Source organism: Phyllobacterium sp. CL33Tsu (genome assembly GCF_900113985.1).
GTDB classification, from domain to species: Bacteria; Pseudomonadota; Alphaproteobacteria; order Rhizobiales; family Rhizobiaceae; genus Phyllobacterium; species Phyllobacterium pellucidum.
Map to the genome: position 1 here is coordinate 70,652 of NZ_FORJ01000001.1, position 25,839 is coordinate 96,490.

Annotated in this window: 30 protein-coding genes; 17 read left to right on the forward strand and 13 right to left on the reverse strand. The window is 60.2% G+C overall.

All coding sequences use genetic code 11. From position 1 onward, the window contains the following. Positions 1-14 precede the first annotated feature (14 nt). Positions 15-416 (forward strand): hypothetical protein, encoded by a 402-nt coding sequence (locus BM074_RS00395; protein WP_091919014.1) that lies wholly within the window; start codon positions 15-17, stop codon positions 414-416. A gap of 63 nt (positions 417-479) precedes the next feature. Here BM074_RS00395 and hdaA read toward each other — a convergent pair whose 3' ends face one another. Genes hdaA through BM074_RS00410 form a run of 3 tightly spaced genes read right to left on the reverse strand, consistent with a single transcriptional unit; the run spans position 480 to position 2,933 of the window. Beyond that, positions 480-1,172 carry a DnaA regulatory inactivator HdaA gene (hdaA, locus tag BM074_RS00400; protein ID WP_091919016.1) on the reverse strand — a complete coding sequence of 231 codons (693 nt, stop codon included), beginning with the start codon at positions 1,170-1,172 and terminating at the stop codon, positions 480-482. A gap of 32 nt (positions 1,173-1,204) precedes the next feature. Further along, complete coding sequence (locus BM074_RS00405; RefSeq protein WP_091919018.1) at positions 1,205-2,404, reverse strand: AI-2E family transporter; 1,200 nt, start codon at positions 2,402-2,404, stop codon at positions 1,205-1,207. Then, positions 2,391-2,933: a CDP-alcohol phosphatidyltransferase family protein gene (locus tag BM074_RS00410; RefSeq protein WP_027229768.1), complete on the reverse strand. Its 543-nt coding sequence runs from the start codon at positions 2,931-2,933 to the stop codon at positions 2,391-2,393. Before BM074_RS00410 ends, BM074_RS00405 begins: the two co-directional genes overlap by 14 nt. 173 nt (positions 2,934-3,106) lie before the next feature. On the opposite strand from BM074_RS00410, the gene purM reads away from it, so the two are divergent. Both purM and purN read left to right on the forward strand, forming a co-directional pair. Further along, positions 3,107-4,183: a phosphoribosylformylglycinamidine cyclo-ligase gene (gene purM, locus BM074_RS00415; RefSeq protein ID WP_091919029.1), complete on the forward strand. Its 1,077-nt coding sequence runs from the start codon at positions 3,107-3,109 to the stop codon at positions 4,181-4,183. An 8-nt stretch (positions 4,184-4,191) separates the two neighbouring features. Beyond that, positions 4,192-4,803, forward strand: a complete 612-nt coding sequence (gene purN, locus BM074_RS00420) for a phosphoribosylglycinamide formyltransferase (RefSeq protein ID WP_091919031.1) — start codon at positions 4,192-4,194, stop codon at positions 4,801-4,803. Positions 4,804-4,833: 30 nt separating this feature from the next. Here purN and BM074_RS00425 read toward each other — a convergent pair whose 3' ends face one another. Continuing rightward, positions 4,834-6,939: a molybdopterin oxidoreductase family protein gene (locus BM074_RS00425; protein ID WP_091921336.1), complete on the reverse strand. Its 2,106-nt coding sequence runs from the start codon at positions 6,937-6,939 to the stop codon at positions 4,834-4,836. Between the two features lie 128 nt (positions 6,940-7,067). Here BM074_RS00425 and BM074_RS00430 point away from each other — a divergent pair, with 128 nt between their 5' ends. Beyond that, complete coding sequence (locus BM074_RS00430; protein WP_091919033.1) at positions 7,068-7,715, forward strand: glutathione S-transferase family protein; 648 nt, start codon at positions 7,068-7,070, stop codon at positions 7,713-7,715. A 4-nt stretch (positions 7,716-7,719) separates the two neighbouring features. On the opposite strand, the gene BM074_RS00435 is transcribed toward BM074_RS00430, so the two are convergent. Then, entirely contained in the window at positions 7,720-8,562 is an 843-nt protein-coding gene (locus BM074_RS00435; RefSeq protein ID WP_091919035.1) for an EamA family transporter, read from the reverse strand. A gap of 305 nt (positions 8,563-8,867) precedes the next feature. On the opposite strand from BM074_RS00435, the gene BM074_RS00440 reads away from it, so the two are divergent. The 4 genes from BM074_RS00440 to BM074_RS00455 all read left to right on the forward strand — a co-directional run bounded on the left by BM074_RS00440 (position 8,868) and on the right by BM074_RS00455 (position 11,658). Continuing rightward, the gene (locus BM074_RS00440; protein ID WP_091919038.1) at positions 8,868-9,728 is read left to right on the forward strand and encodes a 23S rRNA (adenine(2030)-N(6))-methyltransferase RlmJ; all 861 of its coding nucleotides are present in this window, start codon (positions 8,868-8,870) and stop codon (positions 9,726-9,728) included. 53 nt (positions 9,729-9,781) lie between these two features. Then, entirely contained in the window at positions 9,782-10,219 is a 438-nt protein-coding gene (locus BM074_RS00445; RefSeq protein WP_027229775.1) for a hypothetical protein, read from the forward strand. A gap of 22 nt (positions 10,220-10,241) precedes the next feature. Continuing rightward, the gene (locus tag BM074_RS00450) at positions 10,242-10,988 is read left to right on the forward strand and encodes a ribonuclease T2 family protein (RefSeq protein WP_091919040.1); all 747 of its coding nucleotides are present in this window, start codon (positions 10,242-10,244) and stop codon (positions 10,986-10,988) included. Positions 10,989-11,061: 73 nt separating this feature from the next. After that, positions 11,062-11,658 (forward strand): glutathione S-transferase, encoded by a 597-nt coding sequence (locus tag BM074_RS00455; RefSeq protein WP_027229777.1) that lies wholly within the window; start codon positions 11,062-11,064, stop codon positions 11,656-11,658. A gap of 55 nt (positions 11,659-11,713) precedes the next feature. Here BM074_RS00455 and BM074_RS00460 read toward each other — a convergent pair whose 3' ends face one another. Then, positions 11,714-12,358, reverse strand: coding sequence for an outer membrane protein (locus BM074_RS00460; RefSeq protein WP_027229778.1), 645 nt, complete (start codon positions 12,356-12,358; stop codon positions 11,714-11,716). Between the two features lie 479 nt (positions 12,359-12,837). Between BM074_RS00460 and BM074_RS00465 the strand changes: the two genes are divergently transcribed. From BM074_RS00465 to BM074_RS00490, 6 genes are all read left to right on the forward strand, one after another. After that, positions 12,838-13,617: an SDR family oxidoreductase gene (locus tag BM074_RS00465; RefSeq protein WP_091919042.1), complete on the forward strand. Its 780-nt coding sequence runs from the start codon at positions 12,838-12,840 to the stop codon at positions 13,615-13,617. 62 nt (positions 13,618-13,679) lie between these two features. Further along, a complete protein-coding gene (uvrC, locus tag BM074_RS00470; RefSeq protein WP_348271656.1) occupies positions 13,680-15,710 on the forward strand; it encodes an excinuclease ABC subunit UvrC in 2,031 nt (676 codons plus the stop codon). A 98-nt stretch (positions 15,711-15,808) separates the two neighbouring features. Next, on the forward strand, positions 15,809-16,393 hold the full coding sequence (pgsA, locus tag BM074_RS00475; protein WP_027229781.1) for a CDP-diacylglycerol--glycerol-3-phosphate 3-phosphatidyltransferase: 585 nt from the start codon (positions 15,809-15,811) through the stop codon (positions 16,391-16,393). A 12-nt stretch (positions 16,394-16,405) separates the two neighbouring features. Beyond that, positions 16,406-16,660 carry a molybdopterin converting factor subunit 1 gene (gene moaD, locus BM074_RS00480; protein ID WP_027229782.1) on the forward strand — a complete coding sequence of 85 codons (255 nt, stop codon included), beginning with the start codon at positions 16,406-16,408 and terminating at the stop codon, positions 16,658-16,660. A 1-nt stretch (position 16,661) separates the two neighbouring features. Continuing rightward, positions 16,662-17,141: a molybdenum cofactor biosynthesis protein MoaE gene (locus tag BM074_RS00485; RefSeq protein ID WP_091919044.1), complete on the forward strand. Its 480-nt coding sequence runs from the start codon at positions 16,662-16,664 to the stop codon at positions 17,139-17,141. Continuing rightward, complete coding sequence (locus BM074_RS00490; RefSeq protein ID WP_091919046.1) at positions 17,138-17,569, forward strand: META domain-containing protein; 432 nt, start codon at positions 17,138-17,140, stop codon at positions 17,567-17,569. The genes BM074_RS00485 and BM074_RS00490 overlap by 4 nt, the downstream gene beginning before the upstream one ends. Before the next feature lie 59 nt (positions 17,570-17,628). Here BM074_RS00490 and ndk read toward each other — a convergent pair whose 3' ends face one another. Further along, complete coding sequence (gene ndk, locus BM074_RS00495; RefSeq protein ID WP_027229784.1) at positions 17,629-18,051, reverse strand: nucleoside-diphosphate kinase; 423 nt, start codon at positions 18,049-18,051, stop codon at positions 17,629-17,631. A gap of 223 nt (positions 18,052-18,274) precedes the next feature. On the opposite strand from ndk, the gene BM074_RS00500 reads away from it, so the two are divergent. Next, entirely contained in the window at positions 18,275-18,787 is a 513-nt protein-coding gene (locus BM074_RS00500; protein WP_091919047.1) for a DinB family protein, read from the forward strand. A gap of 81 nt (positions 18,788-18,868) precedes the next feature. After that, the gene (locus tag BM074_RS00505) at positions 18,869-20,773 is read left to right on the forward strand and encodes an ABC-F family ATP-binding cassette domain-containing protein (RefSeq protein ID WP_091919050.1); all 1,905 of its coding nucleotides are present in this window, start codon (positions 18,869-18,871) and stop codon (positions 20,771-20,773) included. A 7-nt stretch (positions 20,774-20,780) separates the two neighbouring features. On the opposite strand, the gene BM074_RS00510 is transcribed toward BM074_RS00505, so the two are convergent. Beyond that, positions 20,781-21,443 (reverse strand): GNAT family N-acetyltransferase, encoded by a 663-nt coding sequence (locus tag BM074_RS00510; RefSeq protein WP_091919051.1) that lies wholly within the window; start codon positions 21,441-21,443, stop codon positions 20,781-20,783. A gap of 7 nt (positions 21,444-21,450) precedes the next feature. After that, positions 21,451-22,887 carry an MFS transporter gene (locus tag BM074_RS00515; protein WP_091919053.1) on the reverse strand — a complete coding sequence of 479 codons (1,437 nt, stop codon included), beginning with the start codon at positions 22,885-22,887 and terminating at the stop codon, positions 21,451-21,453. Between the two features lie 116 nt (positions 22,888-23,003). Here BM074_RS00515 and BM074_RS00520 point away from each other — a divergent pair, with 116 nt between their 5' ends. Further along, positions 23,004-23,633 (forward strand): helix-turn-helix transcriptional regulator, encoded by a 630-nt coding sequence (locus BM074_RS00520; RefSeq protein ID WP_234576077.1) that lies wholly within the window; start codon positions 23,004-23,006, stop codon positions 23,631-23,633. Here BM074_RS00520 and BM074_RS00525 read toward each other — a convergent pair. The 4 genes from BM074_RS00525 to BM074_RS00540 are packed head-to-tail and all read right to left on the reverse strand — an operon-like array spanning position 23,612 to position 25,838. Continuing rightward, positions 23,612-24,151: a GNAT family N-acetyltransferase gene (locus tag BM074_RS00525; RefSeq protein ID WP_175498846.1), complete on the reverse strand. Its 540-nt coding sequence runs from the start codon at positions 24,149-24,151 to the stop codon at positions 23,612-23,614. The genes BM074_RS00520 and BM074_RS00525 overlap by 22 nt on opposite strands. After that, positions 24,151-24,738, reverse strand: coding sequence for a hypothetical protein (locus tag BM074_RS00530; RefSeq protein ID WP_027229790.1), 588 nt, complete (start codon positions 24,736-24,738; stop codon positions 24,151-24,153). Before BM074_RS00530 ends, BM074_RS00525 begins: the two co-directional genes overlap by 1 nt. Before the next feature lie 10 nt (positions 24,739-24,748). After that, positions 24,749-25,198, reverse strand: a complete 450-nt coding sequence (locus BM074_RS00535; RefSeq protein WP_027229791.1) for a DNA polymerase III subunit chi — start codon at positions 25,196-25,198, stop codon at positions 24,749-24,751. A gap of 13 nt (positions 25,199-25,211) precedes the next feature. Further along, positions 25,212-25,838, reverse strand: a complete 627-nt coding sequence (locus BM074_RS00540; RefSeq protein ID WP_051614483.1) for a glutathione S-transferase family protein — start codon at positions 25,836-25,838, stop codon at positions 25,212-25,214. Position 25,839 lies beyond the last annotated feature (1 nt).

Consider the following 25,839-nt stretch of genomic DNA (forward strand, 5'->3'; position numbering starts at 1 on the left):
AGGGGCAACCGATAATGCCGGGGCTCGCAGATCCGAAGCCGCTTCTCTCCGTGATGGCTGCGGCCGAGGGCGCGACCGGAGTGGCGCTTCTGCTTGCGCCTGCAATGCTTGTCGAACTGCTCCTCGGCACGGGCCTCGATGCGACCGCTGCCACGGTCGCGCGTGTAGCCGGTGTTGCGCTGCTTGCCCTTGGCATTGCTTGCTGGCGGGCAAGCGCCGACGTGTCGAGCGATGCCACGCGCGGGCTGGTCGCGGCCATGCTTGTCTATAATTTCGGTGTCTCCGCAGTTCTGGTGCTGGTGGCGTTCCGCCATGGACTATTCGGCATCGGCCTCTGGCCAGTCGCTATCGCCCACATTGCGATCGCTGGCTGGTATCTCGCATTTATTTTGATACCGCCCCGCGACTGCGCTTGAGCGTCGTGGCAATAGATAATGCGCTTGTCGATCGTCTTCGGGCTCGGTAGGACCCCTTCTAAACTAAAGATCGAAAGCGGCCTGCCCTTCGTCGATAGCCGTCACCAGGCTGGCGGCGAGCGCGCGGGTTATCTTCGATTTGCGCTCAAGAGCTGCCCTGTCCAGCCGCTCAACGATCCGATTTGCCGTCGAGAGCGATCGCTCGATATGGCTTACAAGAAAGCCGATTACGCTGGGTTCGACGGCAATCTGCCTGTCGGCGAAAAGCTTGTAGAGGACGCCGGACAACAGCATGTCGTCGGGCTCGCCGATTTCCATCGTCGTCGCCGCCTTCAGGCGCGAGGCAAGGTCCGGCAGCGTCACCGGCCAGTTGGCCGGCCATTTGCGCGATGTCATCAACAGGCTCGAACCGCTCTGCCGGACGTTATTGATGAGGTGGAAGAGACCGGCTTCGTCGATTGGGGCGTCGCCAATATCGTCGATGAGGAATGGACCCGCCTCACCCGCAGCGGCGCCGATCCGTCGCGGATCGACGACGAGGGCATTGGCCTCGGCCTTCCAGATTGCAGCAAGGTGCGTCTTGCCCGAACCGGTCGGCCCTGCGAGCACCACGACGGGCGCAATCCATTCCGGCCAGCGATCGACGATATCCACGGCCGCCATGTTGGATGAGGACACGATAAGGTCGTCGCGGGAATATCCCGGCTCATGGCCGAGATCGAGCGGGAGTTGGCGGGGCGAAGTCGTGCTGGTCATGGCGATGAAATACAGCCAGCTCTCCTGCCCTGTCACCTCAATTGTTTGGGCTCATCGGATTTGGCGTAGTCGCCTGTGTAGAGCGGGGATTGTTGATAGCGTCCGATCATGAACCGCACGAGAACGCCGATGGCAGCGGCGGTAGGTACGGCGATCAGCATGCCGGTGAAGCCGAGGAGCGTTCCGAATGCGAACAGCGCGAACATGAGCCATACCGGATGCAGGCCGACGGACGAACCGACGAGTTTCGGCTGAAGAATATTGCCTTCGATGAACTGGCCGACGCCAAAGGCGATGGCGACACCGAGAATATGGCCCCATTCGGGCCAAAACTGCACCATGGCCACGCCGAGCGCAACAACAAGGCCGACCAGCGATCCGACATAGGGAATAAAACTGATCAGGCCGGCAAAGAGGCCAATAAGAAGGCCGAAGTTCAACCCGACAATGGTAAGACCGACGGCATAGATGACGCCGAGCAGGAGGCAGACGGTGCCCTGGCCGCGGACGAACCCGGCGATCGCCTTATTCATGTCGCGGGCAATGGCACGTATCGTATAGACGTGCTGGCGCGGTACCAGGTTGTCGATCTTCGAAACCATCCGGTCCCAATCAAGCAGCATGTAGAATGCCACGACGGGCGTGACGACGAAGAGCGCAAAGACATCGATCAGCGTCTTGCCCGAACTCCAGATCGATTGCAGCAGCGTGGTCAGGAAACCCGCGCCCTGCTGCAGCAGCGAATCGAGGCTGTTGCGGATCACCGAAGCGTCTACGCCGATGAAATTCTTCAGCCATTGCGAATCGCGGTTGGCGATCAACTCCTGCAGGCGCGCCACGTAACTTGGCAGGCGCGCGATGAAATCGCTCATCTGCGAAGCGAGAACGGGCACGAGGATGATGAGGAGCAGCGCGAATGTCACGATGAACAGGACAAGGATGACCACCGTCGCAAGCAGTCGCGACAGGCCGAGCCGCTGCAGCCGGTCTGCCACGGGATCAAGGAAATAGGCCAGCACCATGCCTGCCACAAATGGCAGCAGGATGGAGGAGAACATATAGAGGAAAAGGCCGAGGAAAAGGAGAGCGGCTGTCCAGAACACCGCCTGACGGCGCACGCTGCTGGCAAGCGTGTTGACCTCAACTTCCACATGGATGTCACGATCGGGAATTTCGACCGGGATCGCCTGTGTCTTGGTCGTGACTACGCCCTTGCTTTCAGTCTTTGTCATATCCAGCCATGTGTTTTGTCCAGGCGACGAGATAGGCAGTCGCGGAAGCTACGGTCAAGAGGGCAACGCCCCAGGTGAGCACGGCGCGGATGCCGGTAAATGAATAATCAAATGTAATATCGGCAAGCGTCACCGCGACGAGTATGATTTGAAATACGGTATTCGCCTTTGAGACCAGTAATGGATGCATTGCGACCGGCCTGTCAATGACAGTGCCGAGCACCACAGCTCCAATGATGAAGATATCTCGTGAAACGACAATGACGACGAGCCAGACCGGCAACTCCTTGAGGAAACCAAGGACCACATACAGCGACACGAGCAATACCTTGTCGGCAATCGGATCGAGATAGGCGCCAAGGTCGGATTTCTGGTTGTAGCGGCGCGCGATGAACCCGTCGACACCGTCCGAAACACCGGCAACGATAAATCCAGCAAGAGCTGCTCCGACGTAGCCGGACAACAGCGCCATGACGATGAACGGAACCAGAATAAAACGGAAGATGGTGATGTAGTTGGGAATGGTCACGCGTCTTCCTCAAGGCATGCATCTCTGCTCTACATGGCGCGATGAACGCTGACGCTCAAGTACTCGCGCAGGGCAAAGTGTCAATAAGTGGCGTTTTCTCCGCCGCTGCCGGCATAAGTTCTTGCAGCCACGCGTGAGTCGTGCCATTTCGCCATCAAAATCCGGAGCTGACGATGAGTGACAAGAACCAAGCCGGCAAGAATGGCCTCACCTATGCGCAGGCAGGCGTCGACATCGATGCCGGCAATCTGCTCGTCGAAAAGATCAAGCCGATCGTGCGCTCGACGCGGCGGCCCGGCGCCGACGGTGAAATCGGCGGCTTCGGCGGCCTTTTTGACCTCAAGGCGGCAGGTTTCACCGATCCGGTCCTGGTGGCGGCCAATGACGGCGTCGGCACCAAATTGAAGATTGCCATCGATGCCGGTGTCCACGACACGGTCGGCATCGATCTCGTTGCCATGTGCGTGAACGATCTCGTCGTGCAGGGCGCGGAGCCGCTGTTCTTTCTTGACTACTTCGCCACCGGCAGGCTCGACCCCGATCAGGGCGCCGCGATCGTAAGCGGCATCGCCGAAGGTTGCCTGCAGGCCGGCTGCGCACTTATCGGCGGTGAAACGGCGGAAATGCCGGGCATGTATCGCGACGGCGACTATGACCTCGCTGGATTTGCCGTCGGCGCGGCCGAGCGCAACGAACTGCTGCCGTCCGGCGACATCGTCGAAGGCGATGTCATTCTCGGACTTGCCTCTTCGGGCGTTCATTCCAACGGCTTTTCGCTGGTGCGCCGCATAGTCGAACTTTCCGGGCTCGACTGGGATGACAATGCACCGTTCAAATCCGGTACGCCGCTTGGCGAAGCATTGCTGACGCCGACGCGAATTTACGTAAAGCCGCTCCTTGCAGCCATTCGCGAAACAAAGGCGATCAAGGCGCTCGCCCATATTACCGGCGGCGGCTTTCCGGACAATATTCCCCGCGTGCTGCCGAAGCACTTGACCGCCAGCATCGATCTTTCCGCGATCAAGGTTCCGTCCGTATTCTCCTGGCTCGCCAGCACCGGCGGCGTCGAGCGCGATGAAATGCTGCGCACCTTCAATTGCGGGATCGGCATGATCGCAGTCGTAGCGCCTGAGAATGTCGACGTGGTAATCGCCGCATTGAAATCACAGGGCGAAGATGCGGTGCGCCTCGGGGCCATGGTGGCCGGCGCCGATCGGGGCGTCGTCTACCAGGGTAAGCTGGCGCTGTGAGCGCCGGAATGCAGAAGAAGCGGGTGGCGATCCTGATTTCCGGGCGCGGCTCCAACATGAGCGCGCTTATCGAAGCAGCAAAGGTGCCCAACTATCCGGCGGAAGTCGTTGTCGTCATTGCCAACAAGGCCGATGCCGCCGGGCTCGCGGCGGCGCGCGCCGAAGGGATCGAAGCGATCGCCATCCCACATCGCGACTTTACCTCCAAGGCTGAGCACGAGGCCGCGGTCTCCGCCGCGCTCCATGCGGCAAACGCCGATATTGTCTGTCTTGCCGGCTATATGCGGCTGATCTCGCCGGAATTCGTCAGGCAATGGGAAGGCCGGATGCTCAACATCCACCCTTCCCTGCTGCCGCTGTTCAGGGGGCTTCACACCCACGAACAGGTGCTCGCATCCGGCATGCGTGTGCATGGGTGCACCGTGCATTTCGTCACCGAAGGCATGGACGAGGGTCCGGCCATTGCCCAGACCGCAGTTGCCGTAAAGTCCGGCGACACGCCGGCGACCTTGGCGGAGCGCGTTCTATCCGTCGAGCACGAAACCTATGCGCGCGCGCTTGCGCTGGTTGCCAGCGGCAAGGCTACGATGCACGAAGGGCGCACCGTTTTCAGCGACTAGGCTTCGCTTTTTCACAAGCGCGCGGCCGGTTCAGGCCAGCCGCACCCAAATCTTGTTGTCGTGAAAAGCCGCGCCGCCATTGGGAGCCGGTGAATCGGCGCCGGTCAGCACATTGATGCCCTCACCGCGTTCGAAGGCGGAATTGGCAAAGATGCCTTCCGAGATAACGACGCCGCGCTTCGTCCGCGCTTCGACGCGAGCGTGTAGAATGACTTCGCCGCGTTCATTGCCGATCTCGACGCGCGCGCCATCGATAATGCCGAGCGCCGCAGCGTCTTCCGGATGAATCAGAAGTTCGGGACGCTGTTCCTTGGCGGTCGAGGTCGGCGTTTCAGAAAAAGTCGAATTGAGGAAGTTATGCGCGGGCGATGTCGCCAGCCGGAACGGGTGCTTTTCATCGGCCACCTCGATCGCTTCCCAATAGTCCGGAAATGTCGGCAGCGTGCTGTAAGGCCCCTGCAGCCCCATAGATTGCGGCGGACGGTTGGGCGACGGTCCATTCACCCAATCCGGCCTGAAGCGAAACTTGCCGTCCGGCCAGGCAAAGCCCTTTTCGTAATGCGCGGTCTCGAAGTCGGGCTGGATGTCGAGCCAGCGCATGGCCTTGAGTGCGTCAAAGCTCGGCAGACTGCTCGCCGCCATCATATTGTCGATTAGGGTCTTTGCATCGAGATCAAAGCCCGGCAGGTGTGCGACGCCGAGCCGCGTGGCCAGTTCGTTGATGACGAAAAGATTGGGGCGTGTCTCGCCGGGTCCGTCGATCAGTTTTGGCCCAAGCACGATGTGCTGCTGGCCGCCGCCACGATAAATGTCGTCATGTTCCATGAACATCGTCGCTGGCAGCACGACATCGGCGAGCTTTGCCGTATCTGTCATGAACTGCTCATGCACGGCCATGAAGAGGTCATCGCGCAGCATGCCCTGTTTCACCAGCCGCTGCTCGGGCGCGACATTGGCGGGGTTCGTATTCTGCACCAGCATCGCGGTGACGGGAGGTCCGCCATAGAGCGCCGATGCGTCGCCAGTCAATGCGGGGCCAATGCGGGACTGGTCGATGTGGCGGATCGAGGGATCGGCAAAGGCCCGCCCCTCGATCTCGCGCTTGTCCATACGGAAAATGCCGGAATTGGAATGGAAGCCGCCGCCGCCTTCAAATTTCCAGGCGCCGGTGACGGCAGGGATCGACAGCGCCGCATGCATATTGACTGCGCCGTTGCGCTGGCGGGCAAATCCATAGCCAAGGCGGAAGAACGTCCTCTTGGTCGTGCCGACAAGACGGGCGAATTCTTCGATTTCTGCAACTGAAAGGCCGGTGATCGCCGCGGCCCATTGCGGCGTCTTATCCTTGAGATGCTGTTCAAGTCCTTTCGGATCGTCCGTATAGGTATTGAGATAGTCCCAATCGGCGAGGCCATCGCGAAAGAGCACGTGCATGACGGCGCAGGCGAAGGCTCCGTCGGTGCCGGGCTTGAGCACGAGGCCTAGATCGGCCTGCCGCACCGTCGCGGTCTCATAGATGTCGATGGCGACGATCTTTGCACCGCGATCCTTGCGGGCGCGCACGGCATGGGTCATGACATTGACCTGTGTCGCTGCGGCATTCGTGCCCCATATGACGACACAATCCGACTTTGCCATCTCGCGCGGATCGACGCCGCCAAGCTTGCCGGTGCCGGCATAAAAGCCGCTCCAGGCGAGATTGGTGCAGATACTGTCGAACTGGTTGGTATATTTCTTGGCGTGGCGCAGGCGATGGATCGAGTCGCGCTGCACAAGCCCCATCGTGCCGGCGTAGTAGTAGGGCCACACGGTTTCCGAGCCGTACTTTGCCTCAGCCTTGAGGAACCGTTCGGCGACGAGGTCGAGCGCAGCATCCCAGCTCGCCTCCTTCCACAGCCCCTCGCCTTTGGCGCCAGCACGGATTATCGGCTTCAAAAGCCGCTCCGGATGGTGGATGCGCTCGGCATAGCGGGCGACCTTGGCGCAGATGACGCCGGCCGTATAGCTATTTTCCTTGGCGCCGCGCACCCGCCCGATATGGCCCGTGTCGAGAACCTCCACATCGAGCGCGCAGGTCGACGGGCAGTCGTGGGGGCATGCGGAATGGCCGGTACGAAGAAGGACAGCTTTGTTCATGTTCGATCCATAGCGCAAAATCACATCCGCACAAATGCCGCTTTTTGTCTTGGTGACAAGCTTGACCGCGTCCCATCATCGTTGTTAGTTAAGCAATTACTTTAGTAATCATCAAAGCGGAGGAAGAAATGTCGCTGACGCTGTATTTTCACCCCTTGTCATCCTTCTGCCAGAAGGTTCTGACGGCACTCTACGAGAAGGACATCGCCTTCGAAAAGCACGTCGTCAATTTCATGGATGCGGCGGAAAACGCACGCTTCACCGAGATTTGGCCGATCCGCCAATTTCCAGTGCTGCGCGATACGGCACGCGGCAGGATAATCCCGGAGTCGAGCCTGATTATCGAATATCTCGACCAGCATTATCCCGGCAAAGGGCAACTATTGCCGGAGGATCGCGAGGAAGCTTTCGAGGCGCGCAGACTTGACCGGTTCTTCGATCTGCACGTGCAGGTACCGATGCAAAAGACCGTGACCGACAAGCTTCGCCCCGAGGGCCAGAATGACAGTTTCGGCGTCGAGGAGGCAAAAGTGAAGCTCAATACGGCCTACGGCGTGCTTGAAAAGGAACTCGGCGGCAAGACCTGGGCGACGGGCGAGCGTTATACAATGGCCGATTGCGCGGCCTCCCCGGCGCTGTTCTATGCCAACCTGTCCGTGCCTTTCGGCGCCGAATATCCCGGTGTGTCGGCCTATCTCGACAGGCTGATGCAGCGGCCGTCTTTCGCGCGCGCCGTGGAGGAAGCAAGGCCCTACTTCGATATGCGGCCCGAATAGGTGGTCAGGCGAGCCGCATGACTGCCGCGCCCGCCGCGATCAACGCCACGGCGGCAATACGTTTCGGTCCAACGCGCTCGTGGAGAACCAGCGCGGAAATTGCAACGGCGAAAAGAATGGAGGTCTCGCGCAATGCCGCGACCGTCGCCACCGGCGCCATCGTCATCGCCCAGAGCGCGAGGCCGTAGGAGCCAAGCGTTCCGACGCCGCCGATGGTGGCAAGGCGTATGCGCCTGGTGAAATGCGGCCAGAGTTCGCCGCGACGCATCACCACGGTCCACAAGAAGAGCGGTACAGCATTGAGGACGAAAACCCACATCGTATAGGAGGCGGGCGCGCCGGAATGGCGCACGCCGATGCCGTCGATGAGCGTATAGGTGGCGATGACGAAGGCATTCACGAGCGCAAACATCGTCGCGGCGCGATTGGCGGAAGCCCGCCGCCTCGCCTCCAGCGCCAGTGCGAGGACGCCGCCGCAAATCAGCGCGATGCCTGCCCATTTCTGCACCGAAAGCACCTCGCCAATCAACGGACCGCTGGCAATCGCTACGATCAGCGGCGCCGTGCCGCGCATGATCGGATAGGCCTGGCTCATATCGCCGCTGCGATAGGCAGCCGCGACGAGGATGAGGTAGATCACCTGCGCGACGCCCGATGCGGCGAGAAACGGCCAGCTCTCCCGCGCCGGCGGCGGCAGGAATGGCAGGCATACTGCCGCGATGAGGCCTGCCGACGTGACAACGACGACCGTGTTGAGAAATTTGTCGCCTTCGGATTTGACGACGGCATTCCAGCTCGCGTGCATGAACGCGGCAAAGAGCACAATGACAATGACAGTCCCGGACATGTTGCTAACCCGTAGCACGCCAGCGATACGAGTGTGCCCTGCGGCCCTATAGGACAGATTTATGACATTTGGCAAATTGGTTGCTTGAAAGCACAGGTTCAGGGAAATTGAAGGTTTGCATTCGGCCTTTTTCCGAGTCCTCGGGACGAGCCCGTGGATGACGGTAGTGGTGGGTGGATGGTGGTGGGTGAATACGGCAATGATTGTGGGTGCGGGCCCTGCCCCAGTCCACGCGCAGCATCAAAATAAGGCAGCGGTCACACCGGATACTTGCGAGCGGCGGGACATCGTGAAACAAGCAGCGCATGAACTATCGCCACGCCTATCACGCCGGCAACTTCGCGGATGTGGTCAAGCACATCATCCTGACGCGGCTGGTGCTTTACCTGCAGCGGAAGGAACAGGCGTTTCGCGTCATCGATACCCATGCGGGGGTCGGCCGCTACGACCTTAAGGGTGTCGAGGCCGGCAAGACCAATGAATGGCAGAACGGCATTGGCAGGCTGCTGGAGGCAAAGTTCGATCCCGACGTCGCCGCGCTCGTGTCTCCTTACCTCGACATCGTCCGGTCCGAAAATACCGATGGAGCGATGCGGCACTATCCCGGCTCACCGCTCATCGTGCGCCACTTGCTGCGGCGTCAGGACCGGCTTTCCGCCCTCGAACTTCATCCAGTGGATGCAGAGCAGCTCGGCGAACTCTTTGCCGGCGACGTGCAGGTGCGCGTAACCGAGCTCGACGGCTGGCTCGCCATGGGCGCGCATCTGCCTCCGAAGGAAAAGCGCGGCCTCGTCCTCGTCGATCCGCCATTCGAGGTTGCGGGCGAGTTCGACCGGCTGGTCGACAGCCTTACGAAAGCATACAAGCGCTTTTCCGGGGGAACCTTTGCGCTGTGGTACCCGGTCAAGGACCGCCAGGAAGTCAGGCGTTTCGCGGAAGCGCTGCGCGATACCGGCATTCCCAAGATCCTGCGCACGGAGCTTATGATTCGCGCGCCGTCAGCCGAGCCGCGGCTCGACGGCACCGGCATGATCATCGTCAACCCGCCTTTCACGCTGGAAGCGGAACTGCGCATTCTCTTTCCGGCGTTGTCAAAAATCCTCACTGAGGAAAAAAATGCAGGCTTTACAGTCGATTGGGTACGCGGGGAACAAGTTGACGCTTGACCGGAGGCAACTGCTGGTCGAAATTGCGGCAAAGATTAGTGGAGAGTACATACATGGCACGCCTATCACCCCTCCTTGCGGTTGGCTTTGCGGTCAGCGTCGTATTGTCCTCAGGGATCCCGGTTAGGGCAGCGGACTACGTTCAGGGCGGCTACGACGATACCTGCGGCCAGGCAAGTGTGCTCAACCGCATCGTGAACCGGTTTGCCTATCAGGTGCGGCACGTGCCCAACCTGCCGCAGGTCGGCATACAGAATTTCAGCGATGTTCGCATGACGCGCTTTGAGCCGAGTCGCGAGCCCGAACTTGCCGCCGTCGAGCGCCACTATTGCAAGGCGACCGCGCATCTGAGCGACGGCGTCCAGCGCCCGGTCTGGTACGTGGTCGAGGACGGCATGGGCTTTGTCGGCATCGGCAACAATGTCGAGTTCTGCGTGGCCGGGTTCGATCGCTGGCACGTCTATGACGGCCAGTGCCGCACGCTGTACTGAGCCGCCGAAACCCCGTTAGGTGATGCCGATCGGCAAATGGGCCGGCTACGCACTGTTTGCGGCACTGCTCGCGATTTCAGTTCTCACCTATTTGCGTGAACAGAATGCGCCGCAAATCACCGAGGCGGCGCCGGTCCCCGAAATCTCGGAGGAAGCGCAACGATCCACTCCAAAGGACGCAAAGCCAGTCGCCATAGGTTCGGGGTTCGATTTCTATGTCCTTGCCCTCTCCTGGTCGCCGAGCTACTGCGCGGCGGAGGGCGCGAAGGCCAACCGGCAGCAATGCAGTTCCGGCCGCCCCTACGGCTTCGTGGTGCACGGACTGTGGCCGCAATATGAGCAAGGCTATCCCGAGGATTGCGACACTACCTGGCCACGTGATGTGCCTTACGCCTTAGCGAAGCAGCTTTCGGACATCATGCCTTCTGTCGGGCTCGTCACGTACGAATGGCGCAAGCACGGCGCCTGCAGTGGCCTCAGCCAGCAGGATTATTTCGCCGTGATGCGCCGCGCGGTGGATCGGGTGTCGATCCCCGGAGCATATCGCCAGCCGACCGCGCACCCGCAAGTCAATCCGCTCGTTATCGAACAGGCATTCATATCCGCCAATCCCGGCATGCCGAAAGCGGGCGTCGCCGTGACATGCGACCGTGATTATCTTCGCGAAGTGCGCATCTGCCTGACCAAGGATCTGAATTTCCGGGCGTGCCCTGAGGTTGACCGTTCGAGTTGCCGGCAACGCGCCGTCGCAATGCCCGCTGCCCAATAATCGGGACCGCTTTGCGAAAACGCTCGCGGCGTTTACGTTTCACCATCGAATCGCAACACGCTGGAGCGTCATCGTGACGAAAGTTCTCTATTCCCCCGCCTCGCCCTATAGCACCAAGGTTCGCATGGCCGCGCTTTATTCCGGCGTGCCGATCGACAGCGTACTCGTCGACAGCAATGCCGAGCCGGCCGAACTGATCGACGCCAATCCGCTCGGCAAGATTCCGACGCTCATCCTCGATGATGGCAAGGCGATTTTCGACAGCCGGGTGATCACGCAATATCTCAACCGCCTGTCCGGCAACAAGCTTTTCCCCCGCAACGCGGAAAAGCGCCTTGAGGCCGAACAGCTCGAATCGATAGCCGACGGGCTTTGCGATGTACTGCTCGCACATGTCTATGAAAGACGGTTTCATCCGGAAGAGAAAATTCATCAGCCATGGCTCGATCGCCAATGGGGCAAGGCGGTGCGCGTGCTCGATCACCTCAATGCCGCGCCGCCGCGCCTAGGAAAGAAGATCCATGGCGGGCATATCGCGCTCGCAGCGGCCCTCGCCTATGCAAGCCTGCGCTTCGAGGGCAAATGGGAAAAGGGCCGCTCCAAATTGAAGCGCTGGCAGAAGCGCTTCGAGGAGTTGCACCCCGAACTTGCGGCGCTGCTGCCGAAATAGTACAAAAAAAGGGTCGGACAGTTGCCTGTCCGACCCCTTTCTTCATCCGGCTGGCTTAAAACTTGTAACCAACGCCAACGCGGACTTCGTTTGTGGTCAGCTTGCTCGAAACGTCGCTGAGGCCACCAAGATCGTAGTCCTTGCGTCCGAAATCGTTGTAACGATATTCGACGCGGCCAACGATGTTGTTGGTGATCTTGGCTTCGGCGCCTGCGCCGACCGTCCAGCCGAGCAGCGTGTTGGAATCGCTGCCGGTATCGGCCGAAAGCTTGCTGTTCGTCACGGCAAGACCGCCGGTGCCATAAAGCAGCACGGGGTCAAGGGCGATACCGGCACGGGCACGTACCGAGCCTTCTACGCCCTGCTTGGCCTTGATGCCGTTGCGGGTTTCATCGCCGCCGGAATAGCCGAGATCGGCTTCACCACCGTATACGAACTGGCCGTTCTGGAAGTTGTAACCACCATAAGCACCACCTTTGAAACCGTCGGCATTGATTTTGCCGTCATCGGTCTTGTGCTTGTTCCAGCCGTAGCCGCCATAGGCACCGAGATAAGCGCCTGACCAGTCGGATGCGACAGGCGCTGCTTCCACGGGAGCAGGCGCTGGCGGCTGTTCCATGACAGCGTCGGCGGCAAATACGGGAGCGGAAAGCATCAGCACGGCGGCCGACGCGAGGAAGGTTGTTTTAAGAGTGCGCATGGCAATCTCCTTTTTTTAAACTCTTTTACACGGAGCGGGCACTGGTCGGGGGGAAAACCATGGATTGCGTCCGCTTAACGAGGCGGACATTCGCGCCGCATTGTGGCGGCACTTGCGCGGCAGTGTGATAAGAAACCGACGAGATCGTGGCCGAAATGCGATGTGCTTTTTACGCAACATCCTACATTGCGGCCAAGCGCAATAGTATGTCAGTCTAGCTGTGAAAGAATTGCTCACAAACATTTGATAATAAACAAAACTATCTCGCGTAGAATGGTTAAATTCCGATTAGAATACTTAATATTTACTTAATATTTGCACAGATCGACGGCGAGACATTGCCCCCGTCAAACAACGCAACTTTCGGCGAGCAAGCCGTAGCGAAAGAACACCGTTCCACTGCTTCTGTTCACTGCTGACCTTTCACCCTCGCGCTTTTCGTCGCCGAACCCTATATTCGGACCTGAATCACAGCATGGATGGAGTGGACCTTGAAGATTGACCGAACCGTTGCTCTCGTAACCGGCGGCGCGAAACGGATCGGCAAGGCGATTGTCGAAGACCTGGCGGCGCATGGTTTTGCCGTCGCCATTCATGGCCATAACGGCCTTGATGAAGCGCGCGGCCTGCTTCGCTCAATCGAGGCGCGCGGAGGCAAGGGCTGCGTGGTGAAAGCCGATCTCAGCGACAGCGACGCGGTTCGCCGGCTGATCGGCGATGTCGGGGCCGCGCTGGGCCCGGTGCAACTCCTCGTCAACAACGCTTCGGTGTTTCACGCGGACGGCATCGGCGATCTCGGCAATGACGAGATCTGGGACAGCCATTTTGCGGTGCATGTCAAGGCGCCGGTGCTGCTCGCCGACGCCATGGCCGCGGCCCTTTCACTGGAAGCGGAGGGACTGATTGTCAACATGATCGACCAGCGCGTCCTGAAGCTCATGCCGACGTTTACATCCTACACATTGTCGAAGGCGGCACTGTGGGCCGCGACGCAAACGCTGGCGCAGGCGCTGGCGCCGCGTATTCGCGTCAACGGCATCGGCCCAGGCCCTACCCTGCCGAGCTCCCGCCAGGATACCGCCGCGTTCGACAAGCAGGTTCACGCGCTCCTGTTGCAGCGCGGCCCCGATTTGTCAGAATTTGGCCACACAATCCGCTACCTCTGGGAGACCCGCTCGATCACAGGGCAGATGATCGCCCTTGACGGCGGACAGCATCTGGCGTGGGAAACGCCCGATGTATCAGGAATTATTGAATGAGCGACCCGGCCAATCAGAACCAGAAGAACGAGCTTCACGCCGACAATACCAACGATGACGACATCATCCTTGGCGTCGACGAGGAAGACGAGCCTGTCGAGGAAAGCAATGAGCCCGTCCGCGACGTCGCCGCGCTGATCAGCGCGATCGAATGGGATACCAGCGTCGTTTCCGAGGGCTCGAGCGGTCCCGACGTGATTGCGGACCTCGTCAAGCGGCTTCCCAACAAGCCCGGCGTCTATCGCATGTTCAATGCGAGCGGCGACGTTCTTTATGTCGGCAAGGCACACAGTCTGAAGAAGCGCGTTTCCAACTATGCGCGCGGACAGGGGCACAATAACCGCATCTCCCGGATGATCCGCGAGACGGTCAAAATGGAGTTCGTCGTCACACGCACCGAAACGGAGGCGCTTCTCCTTGAAGCGAATCTGATCAAGCGCTTACGGCCGCGTTTTAACGTGCTGATGCGCGACGACAAGTCCTTCCCCTATATCCTGCTCACCGCCCCGAAGCGCGGCGAAAAATGGCTGGCGCCCGGCATCTTCAAGCATCGTGGTGCGCGCTCCAGCAAGGGCGACTATTTTGGCCCCTTCGCTTCGGCGGGGGCGGTAGGACGCACGATCAATGCGTTGCAGCGTGCCTTCCTTTTGCGCACCTGCACCGATTCCTTTTACGAGAACCGCAGCCGGCCGTGCCTGCTCTATCAGATCAAGCGCTGCTCGGGCCCGTGCACCGGCGAAGTTAGCGAGGGCGACTACGACGAACTCGTGCGCGAAACGAAGGCGTTCCTCTCGGGCAAGAGCCAGGCGGTCAAAACCCACCTTTCCGACGCGATGCGCGAGGCTTCGGCCGAACTCGACTTCGAACGCGCCGCCATCTATCGCGACCGCCTCTCGGCTCTCTCGCATGTGCAATCGCATTCCGGCATCAATCCGCAATCCGTCGAGGAAGCCGACGTTTTCGCCATCTACCAGGATGGCGGCGTGACCTGCATTCAGGTGTTCTTCTTCCGCACCGGACAGAACTGGGGCAATCGCGCCTATTATCCCAAGGCAGACTCTTCGCTGTCCGCCGCAGAGGTTCTCGGCGCATTCCTTGCGCAGTTCTATGACGACAAGCCATGCCCCGCCTTGATCATGCTGTCGGAAACAGTAGAAGACCAGGAACTGCTCTGCGCTGCCCTCACCGCAAAATCTGACCGCAAGGTCTCGATCACCGTGCCGCAGCGCGGCGAAAAGAGGGATCTGGTCGAACACGCCTTGAGCAATGCACGCGAGGCGCTGGGACGGCAACTCGCGGAGACCTCATCGCAATCGCGCCTGCTCAAGGGCGTCGCCGATACGTTCGGACTGGAAAAGACGCCCCGTCGCATCGAGGTCTACGATAACTCGCACATCATGGGAACCAACGCGATCGGCGCGATGATCGTCGCCGGGCCGCAGGGCTTCGTCAAAAACCAGTATCGCAAGTTCAATATCCGCTCGACCGAGATTACCCCGGGCGATGATTTCGGCATGATGCGCGAAGTCATCGAGCGGCGATTCAGCCGGCTGGTCAAAGAGCACGGAACGCCCGAGAACCGCGATGCACCGGCCGAGGACCTTGAGGTCGATGAATTCGAGGAAGATACCGATGCCTTCCCCGCCTGGCCGGACATCATCCTGATCGACGGCGGACAGGGGCAGATGAGCGCGGTGCGCGGCATCCTCAACGAGATGGGCATCGCTGACAAGGTGACCGCTATCGGCGTTGCCAAGGGCGTCGACCGCGATGCCGGACGCGAGCGGTTCTTCATGGAAGGCAAGCCGTCGTTCACGTTGCCGCCGCGCGACCCTGTTCTCTATTTCCTGCAGCGCCTGCGCGACGAGGCACACCGTTTTGCCATCGGCACCCACCGGGCCAAGCGCAAGAAGGAAATGGTGAAGAATCCGCTCGACGAGATCGCCGGTATCGGTCCGTCGCGCAAGCGCGCGCTCCTGCATCAATTCGGCACGGCAAAGGCAGTTTCACGCGCCGCTGTCGAAGATTTGATGAAGGTCGACGGCATATCTGAAGCGATGGCGATTACAATTCGCGACCATTTCCGTACATAGCTGATTTTCGGACATAAATGCGCCTGACTTCTTATTGATTGGCTTGACGTTTGACGGTCGAGCCACTTTGATCGGCACTGATTTGATTGGTTGGAAACATGCCCAGAAACAACGCCTACTCACTGCCGAACCTGTTAACCTATGCACGTATCATCGCGGTTCCCCTCGTCGTCATTTGCTTCTTCCTCGAAGGCAGGCTGCAATCGAGCGACGCTGCGCGGTGGGGCGCGCTGGCCATCTTCCTGATCGCCAGCATTACCGACTTTTTCGATGGTTATCTCGCCCGTATCTGGCAACAGACTTCTACGATCGGGCGTATGCTCGATCCCATCGCCGATAAACTGCTGGTTTCCGCCGTCCTCCTCCTTCTCGCTGCGGACGGAACGATAGCAGGCTGGAGCCTTTGGGCGGCCATCATCATCCTTTGCCGGGAAATTCTTGTTTCGGGCCTGCGTGAATATCTTGCCGAACTCAAGGTCAGCGTGCCGGTCAGCCGGCTGGCGAAATGGAAGACGACGATCCAGATGATCGCAATCGCGTTCTTGCTGACCGGCCCGGCCGGCGACAAGATCGTGCCGATCGTGACTATAACCGGCATTATTCTATTGTGGATTGCCGCGCTCATTACGCTGTACACTGGCTGGGACTATTTCCGCGCCGGCCTGAAACACGTCGTCGATTAGAAAGGTTTCGATATGACCAAGCTCGTCTATTTCGCATGGGTACGCGAGCGGATCGGCAAAGGCGAGGAAGAACTCGAACTTGCTCCATCGATCGTGACCGTGGGCGACCTTCTCGCGCATCTGAAGCAACGCGGCGACGAATATGAGGCGGCATTCGAATATCCCGAGGTCATCCGGGTCGCTATCGACCAGGAGCATGTCGAGCACGACGCGCCGATCCAGGGTGCGCGCGAAATCGCCCTCTTCCCGCCGATGACCGGGGGATGAAATGGGTTCGGTCAAGCCCCTCGTCCGGATTCAGGGTGAGGATTTCGATACAGCCTCCGAGATTGCCCGCCTGACCGAAAACCGCCGCGGCATAGGCGCCGTCGTAACATTCAGCGGCCTTTGCCGCGACGAGGCAGGAACGCTCGCCGCGCTCGAGATCGAGCATTATCCCGGCATGGCCGAAGCCGAGATCACCCGCATTGCCGACGAGGCCCTGGCGCGCTGGAGCCTGGACGGGCTGACGGTCATCCATCGCTATGGCTTCATCAAGCCCGGCGAAAACATCGTCCTCGTGGTGGCGGCCTCGGCGCATCGGCAGGCGGCTTTCGAAGCCGCGTCGTTCCTGATGGATTACCTAAAAAATGCCGCACCTTTCTGGAAAAAACAGCATCTCGTGGGCAGGGATGGCGAGAACAGCTGGGTGGAAGCCAAGGCAACGGACAAGGAAGCGCTAAGGCGCTGGCAGAAGAAAACCAAATGAACCGGATAGCAATCGGATCGCTCGTCATCGGCTTCATCGCCGCCGTCGTACTTCTTGGACTGTCGCTGACAGCGCGCAGTGCGGAAGCCGCCAGGCAATTGACCGACATCAACTGGGTTGCGGAAGATCTCAATGGCGGCGGCGTCATCGATTATGCGCAGACGACGCTGCTCATCGGGCCGTCGGGCGCCGCGAGCGGCTCGGGAGGGTGCAATCGTTTCGCAACGACTGCGACGATCAACGGGGCGAAGATTAGCTTCAAGCCAGCTGCGGCGACGCGTATGATGTGTGCGCCTGCCGTGATGGACCAGGAGCAGAAATTCTTTGCTGTCCTGGAAGAGGCGCGGACCTATTCGGTCGAGGCCGCTACGGGAAAGCTCTTTCTCTACGACAAGGACGGCAAGATCGTCGCCCGCCTGTCGCGATAGACCTCAGAAACAAAAAAGCCGGGCACTTGGCCCGGCTTTTTCAATTCGATTATCAGGTATCAACCGACTATTTCGGTGCCCGAGAACCAGTAGGAGATTTCCTCGGCAGCGGTTTCGGGAGCATCCGAGCCGTGTACCGAATTCTCGCCGATCGACAGGGCGAACAGCTTGCGGATCGTGCCTTCGTCGGCATTGGCCGGGTTGGTCGCGCCCATGATTTCACGGTTGCGGGCAATCGCGTTCTCGCCTTCGAGAACCTGAACGATCGTTGGGCCCGAGGACATGAACTCGACGAGCTCGCCAAAGAACGGGCGCTCCTTGTGTACGGCGTAGAAGCCTTCGGCTTCGCGGCGGCTCATCCAAACGCGCTTCGAAGCAACGACACGAAGGCCGGCCTCTTCGAACTTCTGGATAATGGCACCGGTGAGATTGCGACGCGTCGCGTCGGGCTTGATCATCGAGAAAGTGCGTTCAATCGCCATGGGAGTAAACCTTGTCATGAGGGAAATTGGTGGCGACCCTATAGCGGCAGGCAGTGCTTTTGCCAAGGGCTCGCCGCGATAAAGACGAAAGCCGCCAAACTCATCGCTGCCTGCCATGCTCGGGCGCGCCCATCCTTGGCGCAGAATAAAATCGCGTGGAAAGACGCTATCGTTTGGATAATGTGTCAGCAGGACTGACTCTTATCGGCGGAACGTCAACGTCATGGAACAGCATTTTCGCATGTTCGCAGCCTATAACCGCTGGGCGAACGAGCGGCTATACGCGGTAGCGGCCGAACTCGGTGACGAGGAGTATTGCCGCGATATGCGCGCTTTCTTTTCGTCGATGCATGGGACGCTCAACCATCTTCTCGTCACCGACCGCATCTGGCTTTTCAGGTTCACTGGTGAAGGCGAAGCGCCGAAGGCACTCGATGCGATCCTCTTCGACACGTTCGAGGATCTCAGGATTGCGCGCGTAAAGGAAGATGCCCGCATCATCGACTGGGTCAGCAGCCTGGATGCAGCGGCCATCGGCGGGCGCTTCACCTATACTACCGTGAGCGATATGCGCACGATCAGCCAAAGGCTTGCCCCGGCGCTGGCGCATCTGTTCAACCACCAGACGCATCATCGCGGACAGGCGCATGCCATTCTGACGGCGCTCGGCAAGACGGCTCCATCCTTCGATCTGATCCAGTTTCAGCGAACGGAAGAAGGCCGCCCCTACGGCTGACGCCATTTTCCGGTCCGTTCGGAACATATCTGCAACAGGAGCGGCTTGCGAAATCGGCATTTCCCGTGCAAAAGCGCGGCCATGCTTATTCTCGACAATATATCCGTGCGCATGGCCGGCCGCTTACTGATCGATCACGCCAGCCTCAACCTGCCTTCGGGCACGAAGGCCGGACTGGTCGGGCGCAACGGCGCCGGCAAGTCGACACTGTTCAAGGTCATCACCGGCGAGCTTCACGCCGAGACGGGCGATTTCTCGCTGCCGAAGAACGTGCGCATCGGCCAGGTGGCGCAGGAAGCGCCGGGTACCGAAGACTCGCTGATCGAGATCGTGCTGGCCGCCGATACTGAGCGCAGCGCCCTCTTGGCGGAAGCCGAGAGCGCAACGGACCCGCATCGCATCGCCGATATTCATATAAGGCTTGCCGATATCGACGCGCATTCGGCGGAAGCGCGCGCCGGCGCGATCCTTTCGGGTCTCGGCTTCGACGCGGAGGCGCAGAAGCGGCCAGCCTCGTCTTTTTCGGGCGGCTGGCGCATGCGCGTTGCCCTGGCGTCAGTGCTGTTCGCCGAACCCGATCTTCTGCTCCTTGACGAGCCGACCAACTATCTCGACCTAGAAGGCACCTTGTGGCTCGAAGATTATGTGCGCCGCTATCCGCATACGGTCATCCTCATCAGCCATGATCGCGACCTTTTGAATTCCTCGGTCAACGCGATCATCCATCTCGACCAGACCAAGCTGACGCTGTGGCAGGGCAATTATGACCAGTTCGAGCGCCTGCGCAGTGAAGCGCTGGAGCTGCAGCAAAAGCAGCGCACCAAGCAGGAAGCCCAGCGCAAGCACATGGAATCCTTTGTCGAGCGCTTCCGGGCCAAGGCATCCAAGGCAAAGCAGGCCCAATCGCGCCTGAAGGCGTTGCAAAAGCTGAAGCCCATCGCCGCCGTCATCGAGGATCATGTCCGGCCGTTCCATTTTCCCGAGCCCGAAAAGGTCGTGGCATCGCCGATCATCGCCATCGAGAACGGCGAAGTCGGCTACACGCCGGGCAAGCCTGTATTGCGGCACCTCAATCTGCGCATCGACGCCGACGACCGCATCGCCCTCCTTGGTTCGAACGGCAACGGCAAGTCGACGCTCGCAAAGCTCATCGGCGGTCGCCTGCCCTTGCAGAGCGGTCGCATGACCGTTGCGCCCAATCTCAAGATCTCTTTCTTCGCCCAGCACCAACTCGATGATCTGGTGCCGGAAGACAATGCGATCGAGCATGTGCGCAAACTGATGCCGGATGCGCCCGAAGCGAAGGTACGCGCGCGCGTCGCGCAGATGGGTCTTGCGACGGTCAAGATGAACACGGCGGCAAAGGACCTTTCCGGCGGCGAGAAGGCGCGCCTCCTGATGGGCCTTGCGACCTTCCACGGTCCAAACCTGCTCATCCTCGACGAGCCGACCAACCATCTGGACATCGATAGCCGCGAGGCGCTGATGTATGCGCTCAACGATTTCAACGGCGCGGTCATCCTCATCGCCCACGACCGCCACCTGATCGAGGCGACGATGGACAGGCTGTGGCTCGTTCGTGACGGCGGGGTTGCGCCCTATGATGGCGATCTCGACGCTTATCGCGCACTCGTGCTTGCCGATGCAAAGGCGGAACGCTCCGGTAGCGGCAAGGCGACCGTCGATGAAGGGCAGAAGCTGACCAAGGCCGAGCAACGCAAGCTGGCGGCGCAGCGGCGCGAAGCGTTGAAGCCCCTGCAGAAGAAGATTCATGAGGCGGAGGCGCAGGTTCAGCGCTTCCAGAAGAAGATCGACACGTTGCAGGCGCAGCTCGCCGATCCGGTCATCTATTCGCGCGAACCTGCCAAGGCGACGCAGATCGGCAAGGAGATCGGCTATGCCAAGACTTCGCTCGCCCGCGCCGAAGAGGAATGGCTGACGCTATCGGGCGAATATGAGGAAGCGATGGCGGAACTGGCGCAGTAAACTGTGCCTAAGCTTCGGGCGGGATCAGCACGGTCGTATAGGGCGAGTGCAATTGCCAGCCTAAGGTCTGATAGAGCGCACGTCCATCCGGCGTTGCGACAAGGGCGGCATGGCGAATGCCGTTCTCGTGCGAAAGACGCTCCAGCTGCTTCATGAGCGCACGGCCGAGCCCGCGGCGGCGGTGGTTTTCATGCGTGCGGATGCGGTCATAAACGGCGAGTTCGCCGGGAAATGCGATGCGCCCGGTCGCAGCGATCTCACCGCCACCGTCCAGAATATTGAGAAGCGTTACACCCGCGCCAAGCTCCTCGCGGGAAAAGGAATAGCCGTCCGGCAGCGACGCATCTTGCCCGAACATTTCTCCGGAAAGCAGCATCATGTATCCCGGCGGCCCGATGTGCCATCGGCGCGGCAGATTTAACCCGACCGTTTGCGCAGGCGCGCAAACTTTCAGGAAGACGAAAGGCTCGCGGATGGCTTCAGCGTGCTCCAGGACATGGTCGGAATATGCCGGAAACAAGTGCCGCCGCTTCTGGTCAGGCAAGCCGACCTCGATGCGGTAAGCGCCATGCTCGAAAACGGGCGCCGCCACCTGCCGTGTCAGCGCCCATCCTTTCGCCCAAATCCCGACAATCGCCGGATCGGCTTTCAAATCGTCTTCATTCGCCATGCGCTATCTATAGCGGCTTGTGCAATTCGATCGCCAGCGGATTCTTCTTGCGAAGCGGCAGGGCAAAGCCCGCGATCATTGCGCCGAGGCCAATGATCGCCGAAACCGTGAATATGGTAATCGTTGCATCGCGTAGGCCATCGGGCGTCGTCGCCTCGGGGTAACCGGCGGCATTGGCGGTAAGACCCGCCACTGCTGCGCCGATCGCATAGCCCGCCGATTGCAAGGTCGGCAGCAGCGCCGAGGCGCGGTCACGCTCACCGCTGCGGGCAGCCTCCATGACGTTCTGGCTCAGAAAGCCCCAGCTTACGCCAAAGCCGGTGCCAATGCTGATCTGGCCGAGCATCACGACGAGCGGAAGATCCAGCGAGAAGCCGACGACGATGACGGCGAGGCCAGCAACCAGCAGGGCCGGCCCAAGCCGGATCAAGAAGGCGCGGCGAGACGGACTCTGAATATTGGCCACGAGGATAGCGCAGGTGCTCCAGGCGATGGCAAAGGTCGCGCTGAAGGCACCTGCCTTGGTCGGACCGTAGGACCAGAGGTCCTGCAGAGTCATCACCAGGTAGACGGATGTCGATGCCTGTGCCACCGGCATCAGCAGGACGACCCAGAGGCCGATACCGACCGTCGAATTCAAAGCAAAGGCGTCCGAAGGAAAGAGCGGCGTGTGGCTGCGGCGGTCGAGGATGATAACGCAGACGAGCACCAGGCCGGCCGCTGCAACGAACACGACCTCAAGCCCGAGATTGTTGGCGATGCCGGCAAGAGCAACGAGCATGATACCAGTACCGATCGCCGCGAGGCGAAAGATCGGCACAGAATGGCGTGATACTTCACCGGAAAATTTCGGCACGATGCGCAAAACAAGGGCGATGAAAATCAGCCCCAGCGGAACATTGACGAGGAAGGCGGCGCGCCAGGAAAAATGCTCGGTCAAAAGCCCGGATGCCAGCGGGCCGCCAAAGGCCGCGGTGGCCCAGACCAGGGCCTCGGCACCAAAAACCTTGGCGACCAGCCGCGACGGGAAGAGTTCGGGAATGAGCGCATAGCAGATGGCGGCGATGATGCCCTCGCCCAGTCCCTGCAAGGCGCGGCCCACGAGCACCTCCGGCATTGAAGACGCAAAGGCGGCGATGAGCGTGCCGAGCAGAAAAATCAGCCCGGAGCCGACGAGTGTCGTGCGCGCGCCGAACCTTCCCTTCAGAAGCGCGCCGCTGGCGCCACCGACGATCGACAGCACCAGATAAAGCGTGAAGGCCCAGGAGATCAGTTCCAGACCGCCGATTTCGCGAACAGCGGTCGGCAGCGATGTCGAGACGAGGAAGCCGTTGAAGGCAAAGAGCGCAACGCCGAGGCAGAGCGTCGTCGTTGCAGCCGAGTAGCGCGGATCCAGCAGTTCCGACCAGCCAGCGTCGCCGGCATTTTCCTTTACTTCCGACATGGCAATTCCTGATTTAATAAGTTTTGTATTTTTATATTCCGTCCAATTAAACAAGCAATAGCTTTTTTAATTTTTTTCCATAAGCTCAAGCCATGCAGGACCGTACGACAAACCGCATGCTATATTCACTGAAAGTGGCTGGTCCGCAGACCGCCGCCGCCCTCGCCGACCGACTGGATATTACCGCCGTCGCTGTCCGTCAAATGCTTGGGCGATTGCATGAGGGCGGCCTTGTCGCCTTTGAAGACAGCCGCGAAAGCGTCGGACGGCCCAAGCGCTTCTGGCACCTGACCGATGCCGGCAATGCGCAATTCCCCGACAATCATGCCGGTTTTACCGCCGATCTCTTGGCCTCGGTTTCATCCGTGTTCGGCGAAGCGGGCCTTGACCGGCTGATCTCGCACCGCGAGCAGGCGACGTTGAGCCAGTACCGCGCGGCACTTGACCCAATTCACTCTATCGAAGGGAAAGTCGAGCAGCTCGCCGAAATCCGCTCGGCGGAGGGCTACATGGCGGAAGCCAGGCGCGACCCCAATGGCGATTTGATACTCATCGAGAATCACTGTCCGATCTGTGTTGCGGCCAAGGCCTGCCAGAAACTGTGCAGATCGGAGCTCGAGGTGTTTCAGGCCGCGCTTGGGCCCGATGTCACGGTCGAAAGGTTCGAGCACATCCTCAAGGGCGCTCGCCGCTGCGCCTACCGGATCAGGCCAACCAGCAAGGGTCAGCTGGCGATGAAGCTGTAGAGCATCGGGCTCATATAGGTGGTCCCAGTTCGCCAGTAGTCGCGCAATGGACCGCCCTCGCATTCAAATCCGAGCTTGGTCACCAGCCGGATCGAAGGGGCATTATCCGGGTGAATGATCGCAGCGATCCGCCTTGTCTTGAGGTTTTCGATGCAGTGCGCCACCAGTCCCTGCACGGCTTCGCGCATCAGTCCGCGCCCATGCCAATTTGCGTTGAGGATATAGCCGATCTCCAGGCGATGGTTGCGCGCTTCGCGATGATGATAATTGACCATGCCGATGCATTCATCGGTTTTGGCATCGGCGACAGCCCAGGCAAGCGCGTCATAGGGCGATGTCGTCTTCGCAAGAATACGCACCCAGCGCCGCGTCTCGTCGATATCCTCGCAGGCGACGAAATCCCAGTAGCGCATGAGGCGTTCATTGCCGAGGCAAGCGTGGAGACCGCGGTCGTCGGGGGCCTCGAACTGCCGCAAGCGCAGCCGCTTCGTCGTAATTACCGGAAACGACCGGTCCATCACCGGCCCCATTTCGGCTGCGTCGGTACTTGTTCAACGGATTTGCGGCGGCGCGACCGGATGAGGCCGAAAACACCGATCGCGATCAAGGCAACGCCGCCCGAAACGATACGCCAATCTATGCTCCTTGCACCGCGGCGCAGGATCAGATCGACCCCGGCGACCTCGAGCCCGTCAAAATCGCCGGGACCGATGGTGAAGGTATAATTGCCCGATTCGACCGGATCGATATCGCCGATGCTGGCGCGATAGAACTGAGGGCCCTGCGGCGAGCCCTTGTTGCCGACCCGCCCGTTCAGATAATCCAGCGTCTTGACGAGAATGTCCTTGCCGTTCCGCGTCACCACTGCCGTCAGGGCCGTGCGCCCCTGCGTCGGCACAAAATTGCGCAAGGGCTGCATATCGACAAAAGCGCGCACCGGCGCATCGTTAACGTCGAGGCGGACCGTAACCGGCTTGTAGGGACCGGGCCGGTCGTAGACGCGCCACGATCCGATCTCTTCACCGGAAAAATTGGTGGTCGCCCAGGGATAGGCTACGCCAAGGGCGATTCCGGCCAGGAGAATGAGAAACAGAATCAGCCGCATCTGACAGCGCTCATGCTTTCTTCTCCCAACGGCCCTCTGCGTTCTGCTGCCAGTAGGTCAGCGTGTGACCTTCGGCCTTCAACGCTTTCCACTGTTCCCGCGCCTGTTCGAGTTGCTGTTGGTCGTGGCCATCGAACATGAGCACCAGCCGGTCGTATTTCTCCACGTTGCGGGGTGCGGCGCCATCGACAAGGAAGCGCACCGTTGCGCCATTCGGATTGCCGTCGCCGGTCGTCAGGATGATCGGCTGTTCTTCCGGGTGTGGCTCCAGATCGGTGGCATGAGCGAGGAACGAGGCGTCTGACCAAGTCCATAAATGGTTGTCGAGGCTGTCGCGGCGCTCTTCCGACCCTGTCTGGATAACCACCCTCCACTTGCGCTCCACCGATCGCTCGATCAAGCCGGGAAGCGCGTTTTCGAGCGTCGATTCCGTCAGATGGTAGAAAAGGATCTCGGTCATGGGGTCTCGGCGATCAGAATTTCGTATGTTGCGAACGCGTGGACGCCAAGATCGGCAACGTTCGAACACCGTTCCACCATTCACGCAAGCGCGGCTGTTCGTCAATGAGGTTCGAGCCGATCGCCACGCTGTCGGCCGCAGCAAGCACGCTTGCGAGATAAAACGTCGCCAGCGTCGGGTCGGCAAACGCGGCACCGGGCGATGCGGCGACAGATCCCTCAAGAGCCCGCAGGACGCGCCGCCCGTCTTCAATGCTTTCGCTCGAAGGCTGCTCGCCGTCGCGCCACCAGAGCGGAACGTATATGCCCCACACGAGCGGCCGATAGCCGTAATTGTCGATGATGCGCATCAGCTGGCGCATGCGCGCCGCCATTTCCACGTCCGTCGGAGTGAGGCTCAATGGTTCTACGATGGCATCGATATAGTGGACTATGGCGTCCGTCTCATAGAGGCGAACGCCATCGATCTCGATGGCCGGAATGCGCTTGAAGGGATGGCGTAGATCGTAACCCCCCGGCACTGTTCCGCCTTCGAACGGATCGGTCTCGACCAGATCGAACGCCAAGCCCTTAGCGTGAAGGACGAGCCGCACGATCCGCGTATAGACGCTTTCATCGAGACCGTAGAGTGTGACGTCCACC

What these genes read in the sequence shown, in the direction of transcription:
- BM074_RS00450 (WP_091919040.1), top strand. Translation starts at nt 10,242, where the DNA reads ATGCCGATCGGCAAATGGGCCGGCTACGCACTGTTTGCGGCACTGCTC.
- purM (WP_091919029.1), top strand. Translation starts at nt 3,107, where the DNA reads ATGAGTGACAAGAACCAAGCCGGCAAGAATGGCCTCACCTATGCGCAG.
- ndk (WP_027229784.1), bottom strand. Translation starts at nt 18,051, where the DNA reads ATGGCGATTGAACGCACTTTCTCGATGATCAAGCCCGACGCGACGCGT.
- BM074_RS00460 (WP_027229778.1), bottom strand. Translation starts at nt 12,358, where the DNA reads ATGCGCACTCTTAAAACAACCTTCCTCGCGTCGGCCGCCGTGCTGATG.
- BM074_RS00445 (WP_027229775.1), top strand. Translation starts at nt 9,782, where the DNA reads ATGGCACGCCTATCACCCCTCCTTGCGGTTGGCTTTGCGGTCAGCGTC.
- BM074_RS00505 (WP_091919050.1), top strand. Translation starts at nt 18,869, where the DNA reads ATGCTTATTCTCGACAATATATCCGTGCGCATGGCCGGCCGCTTACTG.
- BM074_RS00440 (WP_091919038.1), top strand. Translation starts at nt 8,868, where the DNA reads ATGAACTATCGCCACGCCTATCACGCCGGCAACTTCGCGGATGTGGTC.
- BM074_RS00500 (WP_091919047.1), top strand. Translation starts at nt 18,275, where the DNA reads ATGGAACAGCATTTTCGCATGTTCGCAGCCTATAACCGCTGGGCGAAC.
- BM074_RS00465 (WP_091919042.1), top strand. Translation starts at nt 12,838, where the DNA reads ATGGAGTGGACCTTGAAGATTGACCGAACCGTTGCTCTCGTAACCGGC.
- BM074_RS00425 (WP_091921336.1), bottom strand. Translation starts at nt 6,939, where the DNA reads ATGAACAAAGCTGTCCTTCTTCGTACCGGCCATTCCGCATGCCCCCAC.
- BM074_RS00520 (WP_234576077.1), top strand. Translation starts at nt 23,004, where the DNA reads ATGCTATATTCACTGAAAGTGGCTGGTCCGCAGACCGCCGCCGCCCTC.
- hdaA (WP_091919016.1), bottom strand. Translation starts at nt 1,172, where the DNA reads ATGACCAGCACGACTTCGCCCCGCCAACTCCCGCTCGATCTCGGCCAT.
- BM074_RS00435 (WP_091919035.1), bottom strand. Translation starts at nt 8,562, where the DNA reads ATGTCCGGGACTGTCATTGTCATTGTGCTCTTTGCCGCGTTCATGCAC.
- BM074_RS00490 (WP_091919046.1), top strand. Translation starts at nt 17,138, where the DNA reads ATGAACCGGATAGCAATCGGATCGCTCGTCATCGGCTTCATCGCCGCC.
- BM074_RS00515 (WP_091919053.1), bottom strand. Translation starts at nt 22,887, where the DNA reads ATGTCGGAAGTAAAGGAAAATGCCGGCGACGCTGGCTGGTCGGAACTG.
- BM074_RS00525 (WP_175498846.1), bottom strand. Translation starts at nt 24,151, where the DNA reads ATGGACCGGTCGTTTCCGGTAATTACGACGAAGCGGCTGCGCTTGCGG.
- BM074_RS00430 (WP_091919033.1), top strand. Translation starts at nt 7,068, where the DNA reads ATGTCGCTGACGCTGTATTTTCACCCCTTGTCATCCTTCTGCCAGAAG.
- BM074_RS00535 (WP_027229791.1), bottom strand. Translation starts at nt 25,198, where the DNA reads ATGACCGAGATCCTTTTCTACCATCTGACGGAATCGACGCTCGAAAAC.
- BM074_RS00405 (WP_091919018.1), bottom strand. Translation starts at nt 2,404, where the DNA reads ATGACAAAGACTGAAAGCAAGGGCGTAGTCACGACCAAGACACAGGCG.
- BM074_RS00510 (WP_091919051.1), bottom strand. Translation starts at nt 21,443, where the DNA reads ATGGCGAATGAAGACGATTTGAAAGCCGATCCGGCGATTGTCGGGATT.
- BM074_RS00485 (WP_091919044.1), top strand. Translation starts at nt 16,662, where the DNA reads ATGGGTTCGGTCAAGCCCCTCGTCCGGATTCAGGGTGAGGATTTCGAT.
- pgsA (WP_027229781.1), top strand. Translation starts at nt 15,809, where the DNA reads ATGCCCAGAAACAACGCCTACTCACTGCCGAACCTGTTAACCTATGCA.
- BM074_RS00530 (WP_027229790.1), bottom strand. Translation starts at nt 24,738, where the DNA reads ATGCGGCTGATTCTGTTTCTCATTCTCCTGGCCGGAATCGCCCTTGGC.
- purN (WP_091919031.1), top strand. Translation starts at nt 4,192, where the DNA reads ATGCAGAAGAAGCGGGTGGCGATCCTGATTTCCGGGCGCGGCTCCAAC.
- moaD (WP_027229782.1), top strand. Translation starts at nt 16,406, where the DNA reads ATGACCAAGCTCGTCTATTTCGCATGGGTACGCGAGCGGATCGGCAAA.
- BM074_RS00395 (WP_091919014.1), top strand. Translation starts at nt 15, where the DNA reads ATGCCGGGGCTCGCAGATCCGAAGCCGCTTCTCTCCGTGATGGCTGCG.